24 protein-coding genes are annotated in these 21,748 nt (G+C 40.1%); 15 read left to right on the top strand and 9 right to left on the bottom strand.

What is annotated here, in order from left to right; translation table 11 throughout:
• Position 1 precedes the first annotated feature (1 nt).
• Both AC1XUO_RS03795 and AC1XUO_RS03800 read left to right on the top strand, forming a co-directional pair.
• Entirely contained in the window at positions 2-598 is a 597-nt protein-coding gene (locus tag AC1XUO_RS03795; protein WP_483328426.1) for a DUF3109 family protein, read from the top strand.
• Positions 555-920: an MGMT family protein gene (locus AC1XUO_RS03800; RefSeq protein WP_483328427.1), complete on the top strand. Its 366-nt coding sequence runs from the start codon at positions 555-557 to the stop codon at positions 918-920. The genes AC1XUO_RS03795 and AC1XUO_RS03800 overlap by 44 nt, the downstream gene beginning before the upstream one ends.
• Before the next feature lie 75 nt (positions 921-995).
• On the opposite strand, the gene AC1XUO_RS03805 is transcribed toward AC1XUO_RS03800, so the two are convergent.
• The 4 genes from AC1XUO_RS03805 to AC1XUO_RS03820 form a co-directional block, all read right to left on the bottom strand.
• Complete coding sequence (locus AC1XUO_RS03805; RefSeq protein WP_483328428.1) at positions 996-1,394, bottom strand: hypothetical protein; 399 nt, start codon at positions 1,392-1,394, stop codon at positions 996-998.
• A gap of 238 nt (positions 1,395-1,632) precedes the next feature.
• A complete protein-coding gene (locus AC1XUO_RS03810) occupies positions 1,633-2,211 on the bottom strand; it encodes a hypothetical protein (protein WP_483328429.1) in 579 nt (192 codons plus the stop codon).
• 267 nt (positions 2,212-2,478) lie between these two features.
• Positions 2,479-2,967, bottom strand: a complete 489-nt coding sequence (locus AC1XUO_RS03815) for a GtrA family protein (protein WP_483328430.1) — start codon at positions 2,965-2,967, stop codon at positions 2,479-2,481.
• A gap of 95 nt (positions 2,968-3,062) precedes the next feature.
• On the bottom strand, positions 3,063-4,520 hold the full coding sequence (locus AC1XUO_RS03820) for a sodium:solute symporter (RefSeq protein ID WP_483328431.1): 1,458 nt from the start codon (positions 4,518-4,520) through the stop codon (positions 3,063-3,065).
• A 107-nt stretch (positions 4,521-4,627) separates the two neighbouring features.
• Here AC1XUO_RS03820 and AC1XUO_RS03825 point away from each other — a divergent pair, with 107 nt between their 5' ends.
• Genes AC1XUO_RS03825 through AC1XUO_RS03835 form a run of 3 tightly spaced genes read left to right on the top strand, consistent with a single transcriptional unit; the run spans position 4,628 to position 6,289 of the window.
• Positions 4,628-4,903 (top strand): ATP-dependent Clp protease adaptor ClpS, encoded by a 276-nt coding sequence (locus AC1XUO_RS03825; RefSeq protein WP_483328432.1) that lies wholly within the window; start codon positions 4,628-4,630, stop codon positions 4,901-4,903.
• 34 nt (positions 4,904-4,937) lie between these two features.
• Entirely contained in the window at positions 4,938-5,552 is a 615-nt protein-coding gene (gene recR / locus AC1XUO_RS03830) for a recombination mediator RecR (protein ID WP_483328433.1), read from the top strand.
• Positions 5,553-5,578: 26 nt separating this feature from the next.
• A complete protein-coding gene (locus tag AC1XUO_RS03835; protein ID WP_483328434.1) occupies positions 5,579-6,289 on the top strand; it encodes a superoxide dismutase in 711 nt (236 codons plus the stop codon).
• A 156-nt stretch (positions 6,290-6,445) separates the two neighbouring features.
• Here AC1XUO_RS03835 and AC1XUO_RS03840 read toward each other — a convergent pair whose 3' ends face one another.
• Positions 6,446-7,792, bottom strand: coding sequence for a tetratricopeptide repeat protein (locus AC1XUO_RS03840; protein WP_483328435.1), 1,347 nt, complete (start codon positions 7,790-7,792; stop codon positions 6,446-6,448).
• 200 nt (positions 7,793-7,992) lie between these two features.
• Here AC1XUO_RS03840 and AC1XUO_RS03845 point away from each other — a divergent pair, with 200 nt between their 5' ends.
• Positions 7,993-8,538: a TlpA family protein disulfide reductase gene (locus AC1XUO_RS03845; RefSeq protein WP_483328436.1), complete on the top strand. Its 546-nt coding sequence runs from the start codon at positions 7,993-7,995 to the stop codon at positions 8,536-8,538.
• 77 nt (positions 8,539-8,615) lie between these two features.
• On the opposite strand, the gene azu is transcribed toward AC1XUO_RS03845, so the two are convergent.
• Positions 8,616-9,104, bottom strand: coding sequence for an azurin (azu, locus tag AC1XUO_RS03850; protein WP_483328437.1), 489 nt, complete (start codon positions 9,102-9,104; stop codon positions 8,616-8,618).
• Between the two features lie 107 nt (positions 9,105-9,211).
• Positions 9,212-9,814 (bottom strand): hypothetical protein, encoded by a 603-nt coding sequence (locus tag AC1XUO_RS03855; RefSeq protein WP_483328438.1) that lies wholly within the window; start codon positions 9,812-9,814, stop codon positions 9,212-9,214.
• 104 nt (positions 9,815-9,918) lie between these two features.
• Between AC1XUO_RS03855 and sucD the strand changes: the two genes are divergently transcribed.
• From sucD to porN, 8 genes are all read left to right on the top strand, one after another.
• Positions 9,919-10,797 (top strand): succinate--CoA ligase subunit alpha, encoded by an 879-nt coding sequence (sucD, locus tag AC1XUO_RS03860; protein ID WP_235148477.1) that lies wholly within the window; start codon positions 9,919-9,921, stop codon positions 10,795-10,797.
• A gap of 63 nt (positions 10,798-10,860) precedes the next feature.
• Complete coding sequence (locus AC1XUO_RS03865) at positions 10,861-12,042, top strand: DUF4271 domain-containing protein (protein WP_483328439.1); 1,182 nt, start codon at positions 10,861-10,863, stop codon at positions 12,040-12,042.
• A 42-nt stretch (positions 12,043-12,084) separates the two neighbouring features.
• The gene (locus AC1XUO_RS03870) at positions 12,085-12,867 is read left to right on the top strand and encodes a uroporphyrinogen-III synthase (RefSeq protein ID WP_483328440.1); all 783 of its coding nucleotides are present in this window, start codon (positions 12,085-12,087) and stop codon (positions 12,865-12,867) included.
• Between the two features lie 135 nt (positions 12,868-13,002).
• Positions 13,003-13,977, top strand: a complete 975-nt coding sequence (locus AC1XUO_RS03875) for a PorP/SprF family type IX secretion system membrane protein (protein WP_483328441.1) — start codon at positions 13,003-13,005, stop codon at positions 13,975-13,977.
• Between the two features lie 371 nt (positions 13,978-14,348).
• Positions 14,349-15,419, top strand: a complete 1,071-nt coding sequence (gene porK / locus AC1XUO_RS03880) for a T9SS ring complex lipoprotein PorK/GldK (RefSeq protein ID WP_235148473.1) — start codon at positions 14,349-14,351, stop codon at positions 15,417-15,419.
• 116 nt (positions 15,420-15,535) lie between these two features.
• Complete coding sequence (gene porL / locus AC1XUO_RS03885; RefSeq protein ID WP_483328442.1) at positions 15,536-16,351, top strand: type IX secretion system motor protein PorL/GldL; 816 nt, start codon at positions 15,536-15,538, stop codon at positions 16,349-16,351.
• A gap of 93 nt (positions 16,352-16,444) precedes the next feature.
• Positions 16,445-18,037, top strand: coding sequence for a type IX secretion system motor protein PorM/GldM (porM, locus tag AC1XUO_RS03890; protein ID WP_483328443.1), 1,593 nt, complete (start codon positions 16,445-16,447; stop codon positions 18,035-18,037).
• Positions 18,038-18,086: 49 nt separating this feature from the next.
• Positions 18,087-19,124 (top strand): type IX secretion system ring subunit PorN/GldN, encoded by a 1,038-nt coding sequence (gene porN / locus AC1XUO_RS03895; RefSeq protein ID WP_483328660.1) that lies wholly within the window; start codon positions 18,087-18,089, stop codon positions 19,122-19,124.
• A gap of 235 nt (positions 19,125-19,359) precedes the next feature.
• Here the strand turns inward: porN and AC1XUO_RS03900 are convergent, their stop codons facing one another.
• Together AC1XUO_RS03900 and AC1XUO_RS03905 are read right to left on the bottom strand one after the other, a co-directional pair.
• Positions 19,360-19,959: a hypothetical protein gene (locus tag AC1XUO_RS03900; protein WP_483328444.1), complete on the bottom strand. Its 600-nt coding sequence runs from the start codon at positions 19,957-19,959 to the stop codon at positions 19,360-19,362.
• A 130-nt stretch (positions 19,960-20,089) separates the two neighbouring features.
• Positions 20,090-20,755 (bottom strand): DUF4230 domain-containing protein, encoded by a 666-nt coding sequence (locus AC1XUO_RS03905; RefSeq protein WP_483328445.1) that lies wholly within the window; start codon positions 20,753-20,755, stop codon positions 20,090-20,092.
• 50 nt (positions 20,756-20,805) lie between these two features.
• Between AC1XUO_RS03905 and miaA the strand changes: the two genes are divergently transcribed.
• Positions 20,806-21,726, top strand: a complete 921-nt coding sequence (miaA, locus tag AC1XUO_RS03910; RefSeq protein WP_483328446.1) for a tRNA (adenosine(37)-N6)-dimethylallyltransferase MiaA — start codon at positions 20,806-20,808, stop codon at positions 21,724-21,726.
• Positions 21,727-21,748: the final 22 nt, after the last annotated feature.

Below are 21,748 nucleotides of genomic sequence, written 5' to 3' on the forward strand. Positions count from 1 at the left end.
TGTGATACTTATTGATAATACATGCATCAGCGATGACATCGAAGACCAGCTTTTTGTCTGTAATCTTGACAAATGTTTGGGGGCATGCTGCGTGGAAGGAGACTCCGGCGCTCCGTTAGATACTGATGAACTTGCAATCCTGGATCGCATCTACTCCCAGGTGGAACCATATTTGACCGAGGAAGGGAAAAAAGTAATCGCGAAGGAAGGTACCTACACGACAGACTTTGAGGGAGATTATGTAACACCGGTGATTAACGGAAGAGAGTGTGCTTATGCGATTTACGACGAGCGGAAAATTCTCAAATGTGGTATCGAGCAAGCATACAATGATGGAAAAATCGATTACAAAAAACCGATTTCCTGCCATCTTTATCCAATAAGAGTTACAAAATATGAACAATATCACGCACTGAACTACGACCGCTGGGATATCTGCAGCCCGGCTTGCAGTTTCGGCCAGCAGTTAGGTGTGCCGCTTTATCAATTTCTTAAAGAGCCTTTGATCCGTGCTTACGGGCCAAAATGGTATAAGGAGTTAACTCAGGAAATAGATGAGCGCAAAGAAGCCAGGAAAGGTCCGGGAACCCAATCCTAAAGACGACTTTTTTGATAATGTCTATGAGGTCGTGAGACTAATTCCGCCGGGACGGGTAACTTCTTACGGAGCTATTGCAGCATATCTGGGGTCAAAACGCGGAGCCAGAATGGTTGGTTGGGCCATGGGAAACAGCCATACTCAGGATAATGTTCCTGCTCACCGCGTTGTTAACCGAAATGGATTATTGAGTGCTAAAAATCTTTTTGAAACGCCAACAGCGATGCAGGAAAGATTGGAAAGTGAAGGCGTGGCTGTTGAAAATGACGTAGTCCAGAACTGGGAAAAAACTTTTTGGGATCCGGAAAAAGAATTGGTTTGATAATGACAATACGAACAAAACGGCTCAGTCAGAAATCTTGACCGAGCCGTTTTATTGTTCAGGGTGAATGGTTTTTTATAAAACAACAATTTTTGCGCTGGTGGATGTTATCTCTATTTTTTTAGTAACCTTGGTATTTTTCCCCATTATTACAAAGTAGTAAGTTCCCTCCTCCATTCCAGCCAGATCGAATACCCGACGGTACAGATTATCGCTACTATTTTTAAGTACTTCGTGGTAAACGACTTTTCCGTAATTATCACGCAGCACAATATTCACGTTTGCATCAGGAATTTTGTCGATAGCAAGTTTTACCTTGTTCGTATTCGCAACACTGTAAAGTGAAGCTCCAAATGCAGCGACAGCTTTGGTTTCTTTTTTCTCTGTACCTTCTTCTTTTGCATAACTGAAAGATAAAGTTGACAAAGCTAATGTCAGAGACAGAACTAATTTTGAGATTGATGTAATTTTCATGGCTAATTATTTTTAATGATTTAACATTCCATATCGTATGGTTGATTAAATACTAAAAATACTTGTGCCAAATTTAATTCTGTCGCAACAAAGCAGCATAAAATGAACATAAAAAATTGAATATCAATTATTTATGTAACTTTAAAACCGAAAGATGTTTGTTGTTTTTCGGAAAACAACTGTTCATAACCGAACAAAATTTTCCGATAACGAACATTTTGAATTTGGAAATGAATAATCAGATTTTGTTCTTGCCACGACTTTCGTTTGCAATTTTCTGAATCATCGGTAATCTGTTTGCGGGGATAAGGTTTTTATAGTCCCAAAAGGCGGATACACAGACGATTTTCCACTGTCCGTCAATCTTCTCCATGAGTCTAACCTCTTTGCTGTGGTGAAAGTTTTTTTCGGGTTTATCGCTGTTGAACTGGTCCCAGGTGAGATAAGCAACATTGTCGCCATAAAACTTGTACATCATATTTTTCCTCTCCACTTTGGGATGACTTGAAAGCGGTTCAGGATTTTCTGTGATATACCGGCCGATCTGTTTGTTGATATCGGCCCAACCTACATTGGAATCGAAAGTTCCGTCATCATTGCTCCATGCCTGAAATGCATAATCTGTTTGGGCATAGTTGGATTTCCAGGCTTCGTAGTCTCTTGCAAAAAAAGCCTGGGTTTCTTTTTCAATGGTTGCATTAATCGCTTTTTTTTCATTCTCGAAATTTGCATCTTTTGCAGCTTCGTCTTCTTTGGGATCTTTCGAGCAGGAAAAACAAAATAAGCTGCCAATTAGAACTAATGATATTGCTTTCATAGTCTTGAAATTTAGATTGTTAATTTTTACGCTACGGTTCTCTTATATGCTTCATTGGGCATTCGATTTTTTATAAAATTTCCAAAACAAATCACTGATTACGGAAAGAAAGATACATCTATTATAGTATAAAAACAAGATAAAAAGTACTTATTTTAACTCAGGAAATGTAGATTTTTAGAGAAGATTAGTCAAGAATCCTGGGACAAGATAATTGATCATCCGCGCTCAATATTCGGACAACCAATCTGCTAAAAAAAGAAGATGTTATTTATTAAGCAGACTTTTAAGTCTGTCATAAAAGCCAGTATCACTAAAAGTAAATTTTTTGTGCAGAATATAATTACTCGTAAAACTAATCCCCATACACGCAAGTTGACTAAATAACTTATTGACATCTACCAGCTTAATTGAAAATGGTATTTTAACCTTATACTGCCCGACAGTATGCAGTGTCAATTGGTACAACGCGTCTGATCCATAGACGGTTATGCAGAAGGAAAGAACAGTAACCAAAGAGAATTTTATCATTTCCCGATGGCTCTTGGATTTGTTTTTAGTATTAAATGCAAAAATTTTGGTCAGGAAAAAACCAGCAACGGATGCTACTAAATAGCCCAGCGTAAGGGATTGTACATAGGAAATCGCGAACCAATCTTGCGCAAGTGTGCCAATAATGAGCTGAATTAATGCACCAGTCGAGGCTACCAGAAAATATGCAAAAATGTCTCTTGTATTCAGTAATTTATTTTCCATCAGGCTAATTAAAGGCTCCCGCGGCTTTAAGGGCGAGATATTTTTAGCTGTATTTGCTCTGCTTCATTTGATACAGAGCAAATACAGCTTCATTTTTAGGCAAGGCGTTTGGACTTAGAATCTGTCAGAAGCCATAGTCCTATGAAGGTAATCAAGCCATTGATGATCAATCGCTCAAATCCGAATTTATAACCGTTAAACCATAACTCGGAATTGTCATTGATATAATAGGTAAGAATCGGTGCAATGACGCAAACGATCGGAACCCAACGATCTAATACCGGTCTTTTCAAAAATAATCCGAACGTAAATAATCCAAGTAATGGACCATAGGTATATCCTGCCAAATCAAATATCGCAGTGATAACCTCCTTATTGTTCATTCGGTTGAAGATCAGGATCACAATATAGAAAAGCACGGAAAATCCGATATGTACCCAAAACTTGATACTGGATCTTTTTGCTTCCGGCTTCTTTTCAATCTCCATGAAATCGATGCAAAAGGCGGTTGTTAACGCCGTAAGCGCTGAGTCTGAACTCGCATAGGTTGCAGCGGTTATACCCAATAAAAATGTGATCCCGACAGCCAGACCCAAATGATTCAGCGCAAGCATCGGATAAAATTCATCCGTTCTTGCAGTGACCGCTATTCCTTTCGCAGACGCATATACGTAAAGCAATGCACCAAGCGACAAAAACAAGAAATTAACGACGACCAAAACTGCGGTAAACCAGAACATATTTTTCTGCGCCTCGCCGATATTTTTACAGGTTAAATTCTTCTGCATCAGATCCTGATCCATTCCGGTCATTACGATGGCAATAAAAACTCCGGCAAAAAACTGTTTCCAGAAATTTTTAGAGTCATTGATATCCCAATAAAAAACTTTTGAATAACCGCTGCTCTGAACGGTATTCCAAACATCAGAAATTCCGTGTAAATCAAGTTCCTGAGATACTAATACTATCGTAAGGATCACCGCTGTAATTAAGAAAAAGGTTTGTAGTGTGTCGGTTACAATAATTGTTTTTACACCTCCTTTGAAGGTATAAATCCAGATCAATAGAATTGTAATCGCCACTGCGACTTCGAAAGGAACACCGAGCGGCTTGAACAGTGCTATTTGTAAAACCTGAGCCGCCACATATAAACGGACAGCAGATCCAACGGTACGAGATAAGAGGAAAAATGCTGAACCTGTTTTATAAGACCAAAATCCGAAACGCTGTTCAAGATAAGAATAAATGGAGATGAGATTTAGGCGATAATAAAGTGGCATCAAGACAGTACCAATTATAACATACCCCAAAATGTAACCGATAACAACTTGAAAATACGAAAACTGTATATTAGCAACCGCGCCGGGTACCGAAATAAAGGTGACGCCTGATAAAGATGTACCGATCATCCCAAAAGCAACCAAGTACCAGGGAGACTGACGGTTAGCTGTAAAAAAAGTATTGGTATCTGCCCCGCGCGAGGTGTAGACCGACACCGTAATAAGCATTGCAAAGTAGACGACAAGAATAATTAAAGAAACATACGGATTCATTCACCAGTGGGTTTTAGGAATACTTGAATATTAAAAGAGGTAATAAAAGGCTTCGAATAATCTCCACTTTTGATTAGATTTGCTAAACAAACAGAAAATTGGTTGTTATGCAAGTGCTTATAGATACAGAAACGGAAATTCTGGAAAAAACGGTGGAAACCGATATAAAGAAACTGGTTGTTTATAACGATGAAGTTAACACATTTGACTGGGTTATAGACACATTGATAGAAGTTTGCAAGCATTCGAGCGAGCAGGCGGAACAATGCACATTAATTATACATTATAAAGGTAAATGCTCCGTTAAAGAAGGGGAATTTGACGAACTGACTGGTATGAGGAATGAAATTTGCAGGAGAGGTATTTCAGCAGAAATTCATTAATCATAACCGCCGGTTACTTACTTTATTGCTACACATGAATTATCCCTCCCGTCTTATTGAGGATGCAGTCAGTGAAATTTCCCGACTTCCCGGGATTGGTAAAAAGACAGCGTTACGTTTGGCATTACATCTGCTGAAACGGGATGAACAACAAACCAGAGGACTATCTGAGGCTTTGCTTAAAATGCGTACCCAGACATGTTATTGTGAAAAATGCCACAACATTTCAGATGAGGCATTTTGTAATATCTGTAAAAACCCAAAACGCGACTCCTCCATCATTTGTGTGGTGGTTGATACACGCGACGTCCTGGCTATTGAAGCTACGAGCCAGTTTAAAGGTTTGTACCACGTTTTAGGTGGTATCATTTCTCCACTTGAAGGAATTGGCCCGTCAGACCTTAATATTGATTCATTACTCAGGAGGATTGACAATGCGCCGGCGGATGAGCGGGTTCAGGAAATAATTCTTGCGCTGAGCCCAACGATGGAAGGTGATACAACGGCTTTTTATTTACAAAAAAAACTCAAACCCAGTGAAGTCCGGGTGAGTACGATTGCACGGGGAATACCGATCGGCGGTGATCTCGAATATGCTGATGAAATAACACTTGGACGCAGTATCGTCAGCCGGGTGGCTTACGATTGATTGTTTATTTAAAAATCATATCAACTATGAATAGAACAGATTTTTTGCGCACCCTCGCCGGAAGTACTTTGGCCGTTGGTGCAATTGCTGATTATGCATTCGCAGAAACTGCATCAGGAATATTAATTGAAACTGCCCCTTTCAAACAGGCTCCTCTGCCTTATGATTTCGGTGCACTGGAACCAAGTATTGATAAAATGACCATGGAGATTCACTACGGCAAACACCACGCCGCTTACGTGAAAAACCTGAATGATGCTGTTAAAGGCACTGAATACGAGAAAAAACCCCTTGAAGATATTATTAAAGTTGCTGGAAAAGCACCAGCTGCAATCCGCAATAATGGAGGCGGCCATTGGAACCATACTTTTTTCTGGGAAGTAATGGGTGCCGGAAAAGGCGGAGCTCCCAAAGGTGCCGTAGCAGATGCAATTAATGCCCAGTTCGGTTCTTTTGATAAATTTAAAGAAGCATTTGGCAAAGCCGCAACAACACGCTTCGGCTCAGGTTGGGCATGGTTAACTGCAAAAGGTGGAAAACTGGAAATAAGTTCTACGCCAAACCAGGATAATCCATTAATGGATATTGCCGAAGTTAAAGGGACACCAATTTTAGGTTTGGATGTATGGGAACATGCTTATTACCTGCACTACCAAAACAAACGCCCGGACTATATCGCAGCATTCTGGAATGTCGTGAACTGGGATAAGGTTGCCGAAAATATGAAAAAAGCGTAATATTAATTGTTGATGGTTAATGATTAATTGTTAAGTATTGAGCGTTAGTTGTATGGGGGCAATTGTTCTTGGCAGAACACTGATATCGGCTCGATAGTCATTAGCCCTTGACAAATTAGCATTAACAATTAATCATTAACCCTTAACAATTGTTCATTAATTGCAGTAAGTGCTGATCACCTTATAAGACGGCATATATCCCAGCTCTCCCGACTTACTCAGATCCAGGCAACCTTCATTTACCTCTCCAAGACTATGTTTGATAATACCTCGGAAATAAAATGCTTCGGGAAAATTGGTTTTTAGCTTGATAGAACTACTGAAATCCAACACCGCGCCCATCTGGTCACCGATTGAAGATTTTATGAGTGCGCGAGAAAAATAAGCATCTGCATAAGTTGGATTTAATTCAATTGCTGTGCCGATGTCCAGCAAAGCTCCTCTGCTATCCCCGCTTTTTGATTTGCTGATACCACGAACAAAATAAGCTTCAGAACGTTCAGTCGTCAGGACATCGATTTTTACATGTTCCTTCACCTGATTCCTTAACTCGTCTAAAATCGTTTTTGTGATCGGGCCTGTATACTGAATTTTTTTAGGATCGGCGACATACGTATTTCTAAGTTCAATTGCTTTCGTCAAATCCACAATCGCTCCTTTTTGATCATTCAGTTTGTTTTTGGAAAATCCACGCCCATAATATGCTTCAAAATTTTCAGGTTCTAACTGTAATGTTTTATCATAATCAGAGATGGCGCCTTTATAATCCTCTATTTTATTTTTAGCAAAACCCCTTTTATCATAATAACTACCTTCGTTGGGGCTCAGTTCTATCGCTCTGGTTAAATCTGCGGCAGCTCCCTGGAAGTCATTTAATTCGATTTTAGCAGAACCTCTCCCCGCATAAGCTCCTGCGCGTTTCGGGCTCATCTCAATAACTTTTGAAAAATCTGCCAGACTTCCCGCATACTCGTGCAAATATTGCTTACAATTTCCTCTTGCGTAATAGGCAGCCACATCACTCGGATCCAATGTCAATGCTTTGTCCAAATCAACCATGGCGCTACGGTGATTATTCAGTTTAGCATAACCCACACCCCTGTTATAGTAAGATTTTGAATCATCAGGATTTAATTCTATTCCTCTCGTGTAATCCTGAATAGCAGCACGATAATCCTCCTGCATACTTTTGCTCACGCCCCGACTCTGATAATAAAGTGCCTCCTTAGGATTAATTTCAATGGCGTGGTCATAGTCCAGAATAGCACCTCGATGATCTTTTAAATTTGCTTTGGCAAGACCACGGTTAAAAAAACTTGGCGCATGATCAGGATTAATGGATATAACGACGCTGTAAGCCTGCAATGCACCGGAGAAATCACTGGCCCGGGCTTTCGTATTTCCTTCTTCAAAATACTCCGCGGCAGAGCGTTGTCCGAAACTGAAAATTGGTAAAAATAAAACAGCAGTTAAGAGTAAAACAGGTACAAGTTTAATTTTCATGAATGTATAGTTTTTCAATACGAAGGATTTTGGTTGTTCAATAATCTTATAAAAGTATTCAAATTCCGATTGGACATCACAAATAGGCACAGTATTTTTTAGACCTGATTATGTAGAATTAGTATCTGTTATGATATTCTTACTTTTACAAATAGAATTCTTTCTAACGCTCGCAATTTTAAACCATTACAACCATCACTATGGGCAGTACACCAAAAAAACTATTAGTATTTGGATTATCAATACTGGCTTTCATTGCCATTTATTTTGCCCTTTTCGCTCCGAAAGATGAGTTGCCATCAGAGACAGGAAATGCGGTTGCAGATAAAGAAAACAACACTTCGGTATATCTTTCGACACTCACTGACCTTAAAGGTAATCCGGTTTCGATGAACAAAAATAAGCTTGTTTTTCTGAATGTGTGGGCGACCTGGTGCGGGCCGTGTAACATGGAAATGCCAGGAATTCAGAAATTATATAACCAATATAAGGATAACGAAAAAATTGACTTTTATATCGTTTCAGATGAAGACGCAGAAACGGTAAATCCGTTTATTGCCCGCAAAGGATATCAACTTCCATTTTACCAGTATGCAGGCGCATACCCGCCTGCATTGGACGGGAACGCGATTCCGCGGACGTACATTATCTACAACGGAAAAGTCCTGACAGAGGAAATCGGAGCATCACAGTGGGACCGTCCGGAGGTAATTGATCTGATTGAAAAACAATTGGCGGATATTTAGCCGAGGGCTCTCAAGACATAAAAAAACGAGGTCCGGAAAAATCCGGACCTCGTTTTTTTTCTATAATATTGTCAGGGCTATTCTACAATGAAAGTACCTTTCATCAATGCATAGTGACCTGGGAAACTACAAATGTAAGTGTATGTTCCTTTTTTAGGAGCAGTGAACTCGATTGTATCGCTTTCGCCGCCACCCACTAGTTTTGTATGTGCGATGATGCTGGCTGCCTCCGATTTAGGGATATATTCAGTTTCTCTTGCAGCAGCTGCTTTCGAAGCGAATGAAGCAACATCAGTACCCGTTTTCAGCAAAACAAAGTTATGACCCATCGCAGCTTTGGCAAGTTTACCAGAGTGCGTTAAAGTAAGTTTCACTTTTTGTCCTGCTTTTACTTTAATTTCCTTTACATCAAACTGCATTGCATCGCTACCTTTGATCACTATCGCTTTTGCCTGCTTTACATCGCGAACTTCTGAAGTACCTAGAGACTTTGCCTGTAACGGGCTAACAGAAACTGCTCCAAAAGCCATAACTGCGGCAAGAAACAATACGCTGGACTTAATCATTTTCATATTAGGATATGGATAAACTTTATTGTTAAAATTAACTGGTGCAAGTTAGTATATGGAACAATAAAAAAACAATCCATTAACAATTGTTTGAATATTAAATATCAAAAAAGGATTTTGTACTGATCTCTGACAGCTTTGCCTACACACACAAGTGCTAAAACGTTTATATAGTGGTTTAAATCCAGCGGATGCATAGGGAGAGGAATGTTTTGTGACTTCGCGGCAATAGCCAGCAGTGTCATGGCAAATACAACCCACAAAGCACTTTTATAGCGATAAGCCAGTCCGAGACATGAGGTGCACAGCGTTATGATGATGCAAAAAGGCTGAATGATCAGTGCGACGTACTCAACTTTATAGAACAGGATGCTGACAAAAAGCGTAACACCGATTGAGACTGTATAAATTAATACAAGATTACTGATCGGATAACGCATAATTAAACTATATGAGGCGACAACAAGACAAATTGCGCCCAAAGTCATCTCCGCAGATTGTGTGACAGAATGTAGGAATTCAAGCTTTTTCAAGCCTGCAAAAACAAGTAATTCTATACTGGCATTGATTGATATACTGAATAAAAATATACCCCATAACAACCGGCTGTTTAGAGACTGAGACTTGAAATATTTCAAAAAGACAAATGCAGATGTTATACTTAAAACCAGATTGGAAAAGATATGGGAATTCGTCAGTATATTCATGGGCAAATTTAAATATTATCGATAAAGCAATTTACAAATTATAGTTTCATTTTGCTACTTCGTCCTTTTCGAGCTACTTTTACCAAAAAAACTGATTTACCAACATGAGCGTTTTAGTTAATAAAAATTCTAAGATTATAGTTCAGGGATTTACGGGTTCTGAGGGTTCTTTTCATGCCCAGCAAATGATCGAGTACGGAACTAATGTAGTTGGCGGTGTAACGCCAGGCAAAGGAGGACTTTTTCACCTTGACAGACCTGTGTTCAACACTGTGGAACAGTCTGTGCGTTCTACAGGTGCCGACGTAGCGATCATTTTCGTACCGCCGGCTTTTGCCGCTGATGCTATTATGGAAGCTGCTGACGCAGGTATTGGCGTAATCGTTTGTATAACTGAAGGTATTCCTACGAAGGATATGATGCAGGCGAAACAATATCTTCAAGGTAAGAATGTTCGTTTGATCGGTCCAAACTGTCCGGGTGTTATTACTGCCGAAGAATGTAAAGTGGGTATCATGCCAGGTTTTATCTTCAAAAAAGGAACAGTAGGTATTGTTTCCAAATCCGGAACATTAACTTACGAAGCCGTTGATCAGCTTACACGTGCGGGTCTGGGACAAACAACTGCAATCGGAATTGGCGGTGACCCCATTATCGGTACTACAACCAAAGAGGCTGTTGAACTGCTTATGAATGACCCTGAAACAGAGGCAATTGTTATGATTGGTGAAATCGGCGGAAGCATGGAAGCTGATGCTGCAAATTATATCAAAGCAAGTGGTAACCTTAAACCTGTTGTAGGATTTATTGCTGGTAAAACAGCTCCAAAAGGACGCCGTATGGGGCACGCTGGTGCGATTATCGGTGGAGCTGACGATACTGCTGAGGCAAAAATCCGTATCATGGAAGAATCCGGAATATTTGTTGCGGAATCTCCTGCATTGATCGGTGAGACTATGCTTATGGCATTAGGAAGAAAGTAATAAGCATATCACAATATAATATTTTACGAAAGGGCTGGGGAAACCCCGCCCTTTCTCGTAGCAATGAAGTCAATTTTTTCACTGCTTTTTCTGGTCGTTCTTTCGGCGTTCCTTTTCACCGGTACGGTTGCCCGGGCAGCGGAAAAGGCATTGCCACCCGAGCAGTTTTTTCCGGTTTACGATTATCAGAATGACTGGCTTGTTTATAGCAACCAGTATAAAAACTATGTCCCTTTTTCGAAAGGGATTAATGAAGGCACACGATCTGTCAGTTTGTATGTTGATCTGCTTAAAAATCGCAGGTATTTTTTACTCGTAAAAGCAGAAAATGAAAGTTACCTTTTTCTGGAAGGCGCTCTGCAGAAAAAACTGATAAGGGACGAATGGCTTGAATTGAATATCGACAGCCTTTTTCGTATTTATAAAAAGGAGGAGTTATTGCTCTCAATCTACGGAAATGCGGGTATCGATGATAAAAGCGTATTAATATGTAACAAAAAACAGCAGGATTATATTGATACACTTGGAAAAACTGCTTCAACGCTGATCAACATAAAGCCAATTAATTTTTCCCCATTTGGTAATTTTTCCATACTGGCCATGCTGATCATTCTAGTACTGAATGTTTGGGTTTTCAATCTTAATCCTATGGCCTTTTCAAGGGTTATCAACCCACTGGAATTTTTCAATAACGACCCCAGAGAGCAGCTCTCAAAATTAAATAAACCATACAGCAACAATGTTATATTTCTTGTCATAACCGTTTCCATGCTGATGGGCTTTTTGTTGATATTTTTTTCACATAATAAAGTAAATCTCTTCTCGGTTTCGACGATCTTATCAGAAGAAACGAATACAATTCAGTATCTGGGAGATTTTTTAATGCTTTCCCTAATCTTTTTTTTATTGACTTACGGCAAGTTTATTTTCATGGTTTTGGTAGGTGAAATGCTCAATCTTGATAAACTTGTAGATACGCTGTTCCTAAAAATAATACAATCTTCTTACTACTTTTATGTCGCATTGTTTCTTCTTGTTTTTATGCTAAGCATTGACAATGCACGATGGCTCATTCCACTCCGTCCGTATATCATGTTACCTTTCCTGATTTTTTATGGAATTCGATTCATTACACTATATATCGTCATCAAGCCCCCAACATCATTTATAAATCTCTATTTATTTTCGTACCTTTGCGTCATCGAAATAATCCCGTTGATTATCGGCATAAAGTTCGCTATGTAAGTTTCAGGGATCATTTTGAAATTAAACTAATGAGAATTATACATGAGTGAGACCATCAAATTTGATCAGGATCGGCTCAAAAAGGTTACCAGTATTCTGGTAAGCCAATCAAGGCCGGCCGACGAAAATTCACCTTATTTTGAGATAGCTAAGAAGTATGGTATAAAAGTGGATTTTCGGCCATTTATCCAGATTGACGGAATCTCTTATAAGGATTTCCGAAAACAAAAGATTAACATCCTGGATCACACGGCAGTGATTTTCACTAGCCGTAATGCGATTGACCATTTCTTCCGAATCTGTGCGGAGGGACGCCTGGAGGTTCCTGCCACAATGAAATATTTCTGTATATCAGAACAGACGGCGAACTATCTGCAGAAGTATATCGTAATCAGAAAACGTAAGATTTTTGCAGGTACTAAAACAGCGGTCGAGCTTATCGAGCTTATCCGTAAACACAAGAAAGAAAAATTCTTGTACCCATGTTCTGATGTACGTAAAAATGAAATTCCGGAATTCGCTGATATAGAAGAGTTTCAATTCACTGAGGCGACTATGTATCATACCGTTTCCTCAGATCTTTCCGACCTGGAAGATGTATATTACGATATTATCGCATTTTTTAGTCCTTCCGGAATCAAGTCTTTAATGGACAACTTCCCGGATTTTAAACAGAATGTGACCCGTATTGCAGCTTTTGGCCCTACCACAGCGAAAGCTGTTGAGGACGCAGGTTTAATTCTTGATATTCAGGCGCCTTTGCCTAACGCTCCATCAATGACCGGAGCTTTGGAATTATACATTCGTAAAGCGAATAACATCTGACACATTTTACTTCAAAAAAAGGCCGGGAAAATTTCCCGGCCTTTTTTATTATTATGTCAATTTTTTTCGTGAATATGCGTTATTGAAATAAACCTCTGAAGTACTCAAGTGTTCTTATAAATAAAATCTATACGCATGACCTTAACGTTTATCTACCGTAACATACAATGGTGCTGTTTAGTAGGTATAATATTACTTATATCTCCTGAAGCATTTGCTCAAAAAGATGCCCAGTTCAGTTTATTTTCTTTAAATCAGCTTTACTTAAATCCTGCCGCCGCTGGTGCTGACGGACTTACTAAGTTTAGCCTTACCCACCGTTCTCAGTATGCGGGGTATCAGGCCACAAACGAAGATGATGGCGGAGCTCTTTCAACACAAATGTTTTCTTACAGCATGCCGATTAAAAATTTCGGTATAGGTTTTTATGCGCTGAACGACAAAAGTGGTCCAAGAAATGATCAGGATTTCAAACTTTCCGCTTCGTATCACTTTCCACTTGCAGGAGGAAATCTGCATATCGGAGCGAGTGCGGGTCTTTTTCGCCAGTCACTTGATTATGGAAAACTAAGAGCCCGCGACCCGGATGATCCTTTAATACAAACTGGTACCGTCTCTGAAATGAATCCTGACTTCGCGGTAGGTGCAAGGTATGTCAGCGACGCTTTTTATGTCGGTGCTTCTTTAAACCATTTATTAGAGCCAAAATATCAGCTGGGCTCAGAAAATGCAACAAATCCCTTACCGAAAACTGTTTACTTGAACGCAGGCGTAAATATAGAAGTCGGATACTTGTTGGACGTCCAACCAATCGTTCTGGTTAAATCTGATATCACCACCGTTTCTGTAGAAGGCGGAGCAACCGTAACATTCAATAAAAGATATTGGGCTGGTGCGACTTACAGGCAACAGGATACTTACTTCATCGTCATGGGCGGTATTTATTTATTAGCTGACCAATCTTTACGGTTATCGGGCGCCTATGACATGGTCATCGGCGGAAATAAAATTAAATCTCCATCTTCTTTTGAAGTAATGTTATCCTACGCACTTCCTTCTCCGCAATTTGGAAAGAAAACCATTATCAGAACTCCTCGTTTCAGATTTTAACTAAACCCGTGGATTTTATACCGGAAAGGTGATCAATATAATATCCAATCAAAAAGCAAAACATTGCAATTTGAAAGCAAAATCGTGTTTTAATTTATCGATTTTTTAAAAATACGGTTAGATACATGTCGTTCAGTTTGCAAAACTTTGATTTATATTTGTAAAATTTTAGAGTGTTATACCAACAACCAGCATTCTTACGTTAAGTCGAATAAAACGAATGATGTATCTCAAATCTGCCGGAAGCGCAAACGCCTTCAACTGAATTCATTTGGAATGCCCGTTACTTTTGTTTTTGTTTTAAGTATACTATATATTAATCGATTGACGTTTTTAGGCTAACATTTATTCTTTCAAATATCAAAACCACTATGAATGTTAAAGTGATCTACCGGGATGGAGTCAAAAGTTTGCTTTTGATAGCTGCTCTTATGCTGATGCAAAGTTGCGGGTTTATCAAAAATAAATTTGGAAAGGGAGGAAAAGAAGACGTCGGGATTTCTAACGGGGAAATTACGGCTACTGCGCGTAAAGGTTTTAAACAAACCACACCTGCCGGCATGGTGATGATCCCTTCCGGTTCGTTTACAATGGGGCAGGCGGATGAAGATATGGCTGCGTCCATGAACAATATGAACAGACGCGTGACCATCAGTTCTTTCTTTATGGACGACACTGAGATCACGAACAATGAATATCGGCAATTCGTTAATGCGCTTCTTGTTGACTCCGTATCTGTTCTGGGTGAAGAGGAAATCATGACGAAATACTATCCAGACACTACTGCCTGGAAAAAAGATTTTGCTTATTCTAACGGAGACCCATTTGTTGAATATTACTATCAGCACCCTGGCTTCGATACTTACCCTGTTGTGGGTGTGAGTTGGTTAGGCGCACAATACTTTGCTAAATGGCGTACAAACCTTTACCACGACTTCCAGAATAAAGAGGGAATGTTTAACTCTACCGGTTTCCGTCTTCCGAGCGAAGCGGAATGGGAATGGGCAGCGCGTGGAGGACGTGCCGTAGCAAAATATCCATGGGGTAATCCATATACAATGAATACCAAAGGTTGCTTCCTGGCAAACTTCAAACCACAGCGTGGAAATTACGACGCTGATGGATACCCTTACACGGGTCCTGCAAACGCTTACAACCCGAATGATTTTGGATTGTATAACATGGCTGGAAACGTAGCAGAATGGACACTTGACGCTTTCACTGACAATGCAACTGCCATTGTTTGGGATATGAACCCAAGATATGACAATCCAGATGAGCCACGTAAGGTTGTAAAAGGTGGATCTTGGAAAGACGTTGCATACTTCCTTCAGACAGGTACACGTACATTTGAGTACGAGACAGAACGCAGAGCATTTATCGGCTTCCGTTGTGTTATGGATAATGTAAACGGCCGTGCAGGTGGACGTGCACGTCGCTAGAAAATCTTTACGCAAAGAAATTGCAGCTTTTTAACGCTGTGCTTTCTTTGCGTCATCATTTTAACAATACAATAATTTTTAATAATCACTATTCACTATAACCGATTTCAATTCGTATGGCTAAGAGTAACGGATCTAGTTTTTTATGGGATAAACTAGTACCAACAATATACAGCGCGGGTGCTGCAGTTGTTATTTTAGGAGCTTTATTTAAAATCCAACATTGGGATGGAGGTAGTGAAATGCTTACGCTGGGTTTAGGAACAGAAGTTGGTATCTTTTTATTATACGCACTACAAACACTAACGCAATCAACTAATCCAGATCCTGATTGGACACGTGTATATCCTGAACTTTCTGATGATTACAATGGTCCGGCAATTACACGCGGAACTACGGCAGCAGGAAGTGGCATTACTGCTAAATTGGATAACATGCTTGATAACGCGAAGATCTCTCCTGATGTATTTGACAGTCTTGGTAAAGGATTTAGAAACCTTTCCGATACTGTTGGCAAGATTACAGATTTGACTGACGCAACCGTAGCTACCAATGATTACGCTAAAAACGTTAAGTCGGCTTCTCTTGCTATGAATGATATGAACAAGTCTTACGGTGTTGCTATTACGGCGATGTCATCTATGGCTGATGCGACGAAAGATGCGCAGGCATATCGCGACCAGTTTCAGCAGATCACAAAAAATATGGGTGCATTGAATGCTGTTTATGAACTTGAACTTCAGGACACAACAAAACATCTAAAAGCGATGAATGCATTCTATGGCAACCTTACTGCTGCTATGGAAAATATGGCGGATGCTACCAAAGAATCACAAGTGTTTAAAAATGAGATGTCAAAATTGACTACAAATATCTCGTCGCTGAACGGAATCTATGGTAACATGCTTACTGCAATGCGCGGAAACGCATAAATTCATCCAGGCAAACTGAGTTGTAAACCCTAAAAGGCACTTCTTGTTTGTTATCTAAACTAATTAATCACTGATAACTGATTACTGAACAATATGGCAGGTGGAAAAGAAACACCCCGTCAGAAGATGATTGGAATGATGTATCTGGTTCTTACAGCAATGCTCGCGTTGCAGGTAAGTTCAGCCATTATAGAAAAATTCATGCTACTGAACAATTCTTTGGAACTTTCTTCCGGAGCAGCCAATAAGATAAACCAGGAAACCGTACTTAAAATTAAAGCAGCTGTTGAAAAAGCAGGAAATCGCGGCGGTGACGTGGCTGTAATGAAACAAGCTGAGGAAGTACGGAAGAATTCGGCTAATATTATTAATGAAATAAATAGTCTTAAACAGGAAATCATTACCAGCGCTGGTGGTGGATTGAATGAGCAGGGCGGGATCAAAAATCCACAGGAAGAAGGCAAGGTTGCAGAGTTAATGATCGGTGGACAAAAAAACGGGAAAGCCTACAAGCTGAAACAAAGTCTTGACAGCTATACCGGACAATTGAGCCAGTTGACGCCAACAAAATTCCAGTCGCTTGCCTTGGATGGAAAGGATGATCCTATCACGAAGACAAGTGTTGATCAGAAGAACAAAGATTTTGCAGAATTAAATTTTGCTCAAACACCGGTTGCTGCTGCTTTGGCCGTACTTAGTCAGAAACAGACAGACATTCGCAGAATGGAAAGTGAAGTTTTAAGTTACCTGGCAAGCAAAGTTGGAGCCGCTGACATAAAATTCGACAGGGTTTTAGCCATGATCAGTGCTGATGCAAAAACAGTTGTTGCCGGTACTAAATTCAAAGGAGATATGTTTATCGCTGCATCCGCCAGTGGTATCACACCTCGTATGAGTTTGAATGGTGCAGGTGTAAAAGTTGAAAATGGTGTTGGTAAAATTGAATTCACGGCACAAGGCGGTGGATACAATGCAGAAGGAATTGCCCGCCGCGAATTGTCGGGATCGATTTCCTTCCCTACCCCATCAGGCCGTGATACTACTGTCAACCTGAAACAAGAATATTTCGTAGTTAAACCTACGTATCAGATTGAAACCGGAACTTTACCTCCGTTGTATTTAGGTTGTGCAAATAAGCTAAGTATTCAAAGTCCTGCATTAGGTGCTCTTTGGGCCCCAAGTTTCACAACTGATGGTGGGGAAATTATTAACAGCGGGCAAAAGGGTAAATTCACCATTGTACCAAACAGAGCTCAACTTAATCTGACAGTAAGTAATCAGGGAAATGTTCTGGGAACCGAACCATTTCGTGTAAGACTTGTGCCAAAACCAACGCTTGAAATTCGTGTTAATGGAGCTGCGTTGGATGAACGCCGTGGAATAGCTGCAAGCGCCGCCCGTAGCATCCAGGTTGTAGCAATTGCTGATGAAAGTTTTAAAACTTTCTCTCCTGAAGACGCTCGTTTCCGTGTCTCTTCGATCCAGGTTTCTTTGGCCAGAGGCGCAAGACGAATCGGAAATCCGATAAGCCTTGGCGGTGGGGGTTCAATTTCATCACTGGCACAACAAGCAGAACCTGGTGATCGTTATGTGATTGAAGTTTTAAGAGTAGAACGTCAAAATTTCAAAGGGAATGTCAGCGAAGTTGAAATGGGTCAGGTAATCAGATCTGTATCGTTGAATTAATGACATGAATTGCTGATTGGATAAGATAAAAATATAAGCAATGAGAAGAATGAACGGAAAAACAATTGCATGGACAATATTATCCCTAACGATGGGATCTTCCATGGTATTTGCACAGGAGAAGGAAGACTCTACCGCTAATCAGTTTTCATCACATCCAATCAGTGATGGTGATGTAATGATGAAGAGAACGTTATGGAGACGAGTGGATCTTAAGGAAAAACAAAACTCTTCGATGTTCTCAAAAAATAATGAGATCACAAGATATCTTTTGGAAGCAGCGAAAGCGGGGCTTATCGACGCTTACACTAACGACTCTTGTACTACGAAGTTATCCAGTGAGCTGATCCATAAAAAACTGCTAATTCCGAATCAAACTGCTGGTTTATCTGAAGAAGAGCTTGCAGCTGGTTTTGGAAAACCATCAACAGATGCAGGTGGATGGGATGACAAGCCAAAGGTAGATACTAAAACTACTGAAAAAACAGCTGCGGCTGATGATGGATGGGGAGCACCTGCCAAAAAGGCCGCTGTGGAAGACGATGGTTGGGGAGCACCCAAACCAAAGAAAAAAGGAACAAAAGGTAAGGCTATCAAAGAAGAACCACCAGTTGTTGCAGCAGCACCAGTTGATACTTTCCAGATTGCAGCAACGATGGCGATTGAAGAAGAATTTTTTCCTGATCAGATCAATTTGATGGAAGTGAAGGAAGATTGGACCTTTGATAAGAAACGCTCTCGCTTGTACATGGATATCCAGGCAATCACACTGTTGATTCCCTCAGACTTAAATGCTGCAACGGGTCTTGAATTACCAATTGCTTCATTCCGTTATAAAGATGTGGAACGCCTTTTCAGAAGTGATCCTAAAAAATATATCTGGTATAACAATAAGAATACCGCTCAGAATAAAAACCTTGCAGATGCTTTCGATTTGCGACTGTTTTACGGACGTATCACAAAATACTCGAACGCAGCTGACAAGTCATTTATAGACATTTACAAAGGAGATAAAGAGGCACTTATCAAGTCTCTTAACTACGAACAGGAGTTAATGGAACTTGAACACGGACTTTGGGAATATTAATTCCTAATCATTAACAACAAAAACGGAGATGCCAGATTGGTATCTCCGTTTTTGTTGTTAATGAGTTTCAACTTTTATTGAAAGACGTTAAAGCATCCAAGCAATTCACACCTAAACTCTTTCGAAACAATCACTGTCTGAAAATGACTGAAGTTTATTGGCATAACAGACGCTTCGAAAATAAAAAATCCCGATTGTTTAGATCGGGATTCAGGTAATAATTACAATTTATAAATTATTTCTTTTTATACAGGATGGCTTTTTTCGCAAGACTGTCTTTTAATCCCAAGGCTGAAATTGTCGCTTCGTAACTTTTCCAATTCACATCAGCCGAAAGCCTTGCTCCACTGGAAGCAGGAACCAAAACGATTCTGATATCATCGAAATTTCTCGTAGGCGCTGTATCTGTATCCTCAGACCAACCCGTTGTTAATATTTGAAGGAAAAAAGTAGCTTCGTCAACTCCATGGACGAAGGTAAAATTACTCACAGCATCACCTGTAAATTGCACGATTCCAGGTAAAGGCCACCAGACCCCCAAAGATTTACCATAAACCATGACAACAAGACTACTATCATAAGCCGCCTGGTCAGCTGCGGAAAGGTCTTCCGCAAGGACGAAAGATAGGTCTCCCTCAGTTCCGGTTCCTGAAACTGCACCAGTTGTCAAAATAAACGCAGAACCAGATCCACCCTCACCAGCAGGTCCTGCCGGCCCAGTCGCGCCTGTTTCTCCCTTTTCTCCCTGCGGCCCAACTGCTCCATCGTCGCCTTTACAACCTGCCAAAAATGCCATAAAGCATACACATACAACCAATAATAATTTTTTGCACATAAAAGTAAAAGTTTAAGTTTAAGAATGAGTAATAAAATATAAGTATACGATCGAATTTATTAAAGTATACGCTGGAAAAGAGAAAAGTGATGACTTTAGTCGCGTAATATTTTGCTCCTAATAAATAATCTTAGCCCTCCAATTTCTTGTTTAAAGAATCGATACCTGCATCAACCGGTTTGTAGGCCGTGTATTCATCCAGAAGATCTTTATTGGCTTCTGGCAACTGCATATCAATTTTCCAGTTCATCGTCGCAGCCAGCTGGAACATCATCAGCTGAACTTGGTTTGTTGCGATACGGGGAAGATCACTTTGCAGGGCCTTCTCGTTCATGGTTTGTTTGGCTTCGTTTAATATCGAAGTATAATCATCACTTTGAAATCTATTAAGCCATCCTTGCTCGATATCGTAAAATTTGTAATCCGTATCCATCGAAAGGATTTCCGGCTCAGGAAAAAAATCAATGATCATTTTCTTTTCACTTCCTTCAATATGGTAGCGAAGCTTTCCAAAATCATATCCCACCAGAACTTTCGCTTTTGCAATGATCAAAGCTTTCTTCTTGTCTTTTATTAAATTCCAGATATTTTTGTCGTGCTGATAATTATAAATTTCAGTAAAGTATCCTTCTGCCATCACCACCTTAAAGACTTTCTCAATTCGCTCTAACAAAACCGTCGCTTCTTTTTGCGGCTCAGCGTTGGCCAAATATTTCCGTGACCAAAAATAATAGGCCCCTGCCCCGAGGCTTCCTCCCAGTGTAACGGATAAAATAAAAAAAAGTAGTGTGCTCATTTCCATGATGTGTATTTTTGTGTTTACTAAAATCACATAAAAAGTCCAGAATGCCAAACAGCCAGGCGAAATACCTCATTACCATTGCCGGACCAACGGCAGTGGGGAAAACCGAACTTTCTATCAAGCTCGCCAGGGCACTACGCACTGAAATTATTTCGGCTGATTCAAGACAAATATTTCGAGAATTATCCATAGGTACCGCCAAGCCAAATGCGGCAGAGTTAGCAGCGATACCGCATCATTTTATCAATTCCCATTCCATCACAGAAACGTACAGTGCCGGTGACTTCGAACGTGACGCGCTTGATAAACTGGATGAGCTTTTCACTCAGCACGATTGTGTAGTCATGACGGGTGGTTCAGGCTTATATATCAAAGCTGTTTGTGAAGGATTAGATGCCCTGCCTGCGCCTTTGGAAGGTTTACGTGAGACTTTGACAGCTCGTTTAATAAATGAAGGCCTGGAAGTTTTACAGGAAGAAATCAGCGTAATCGATCCGGATTTTGCCGCAACAAAAGAAATTCATAATCCGCAACGCGTGGTCAGAGCCTTGGAAGTATTTAAAACGACAGGTGTTCCCATATCTCAGTATCAGCAAAAAAATATCCAGCAACGCCCGTTCAAACAGATTCTGATTGCCCTCGATAGAGATCGAAAAGAACTGTATGACAGGATAGATCTGAGAATGGACAATATGTTAAAAGAAGGTTTGGTTGAAGAAGCTAAAAGTGTAATACAGTTTCGGGATTGCCAGGCTTTGCAAACGGTCGGATATAAAGAAGTATATGGTTACCTGGATGGCCAGTATAACGAAAAAGAAATGATTCGCCTGTTAAAACAAAATTCCAGAAGATATGCCAAAAGACAATTGACCTGGTTCAGGCATCAGGGAGATTTCAAATGGTTTCAACCCCACCAGTTTGATGAGATGTTAAACTTTGTGAAAACAGAAACCGGTTTAATCTAGATTTTTTTGAAATATCAGACTA

It is taken from the genome of Dyadobacter sp. HNCC25DJ186 (assembly GCF_056895235.1).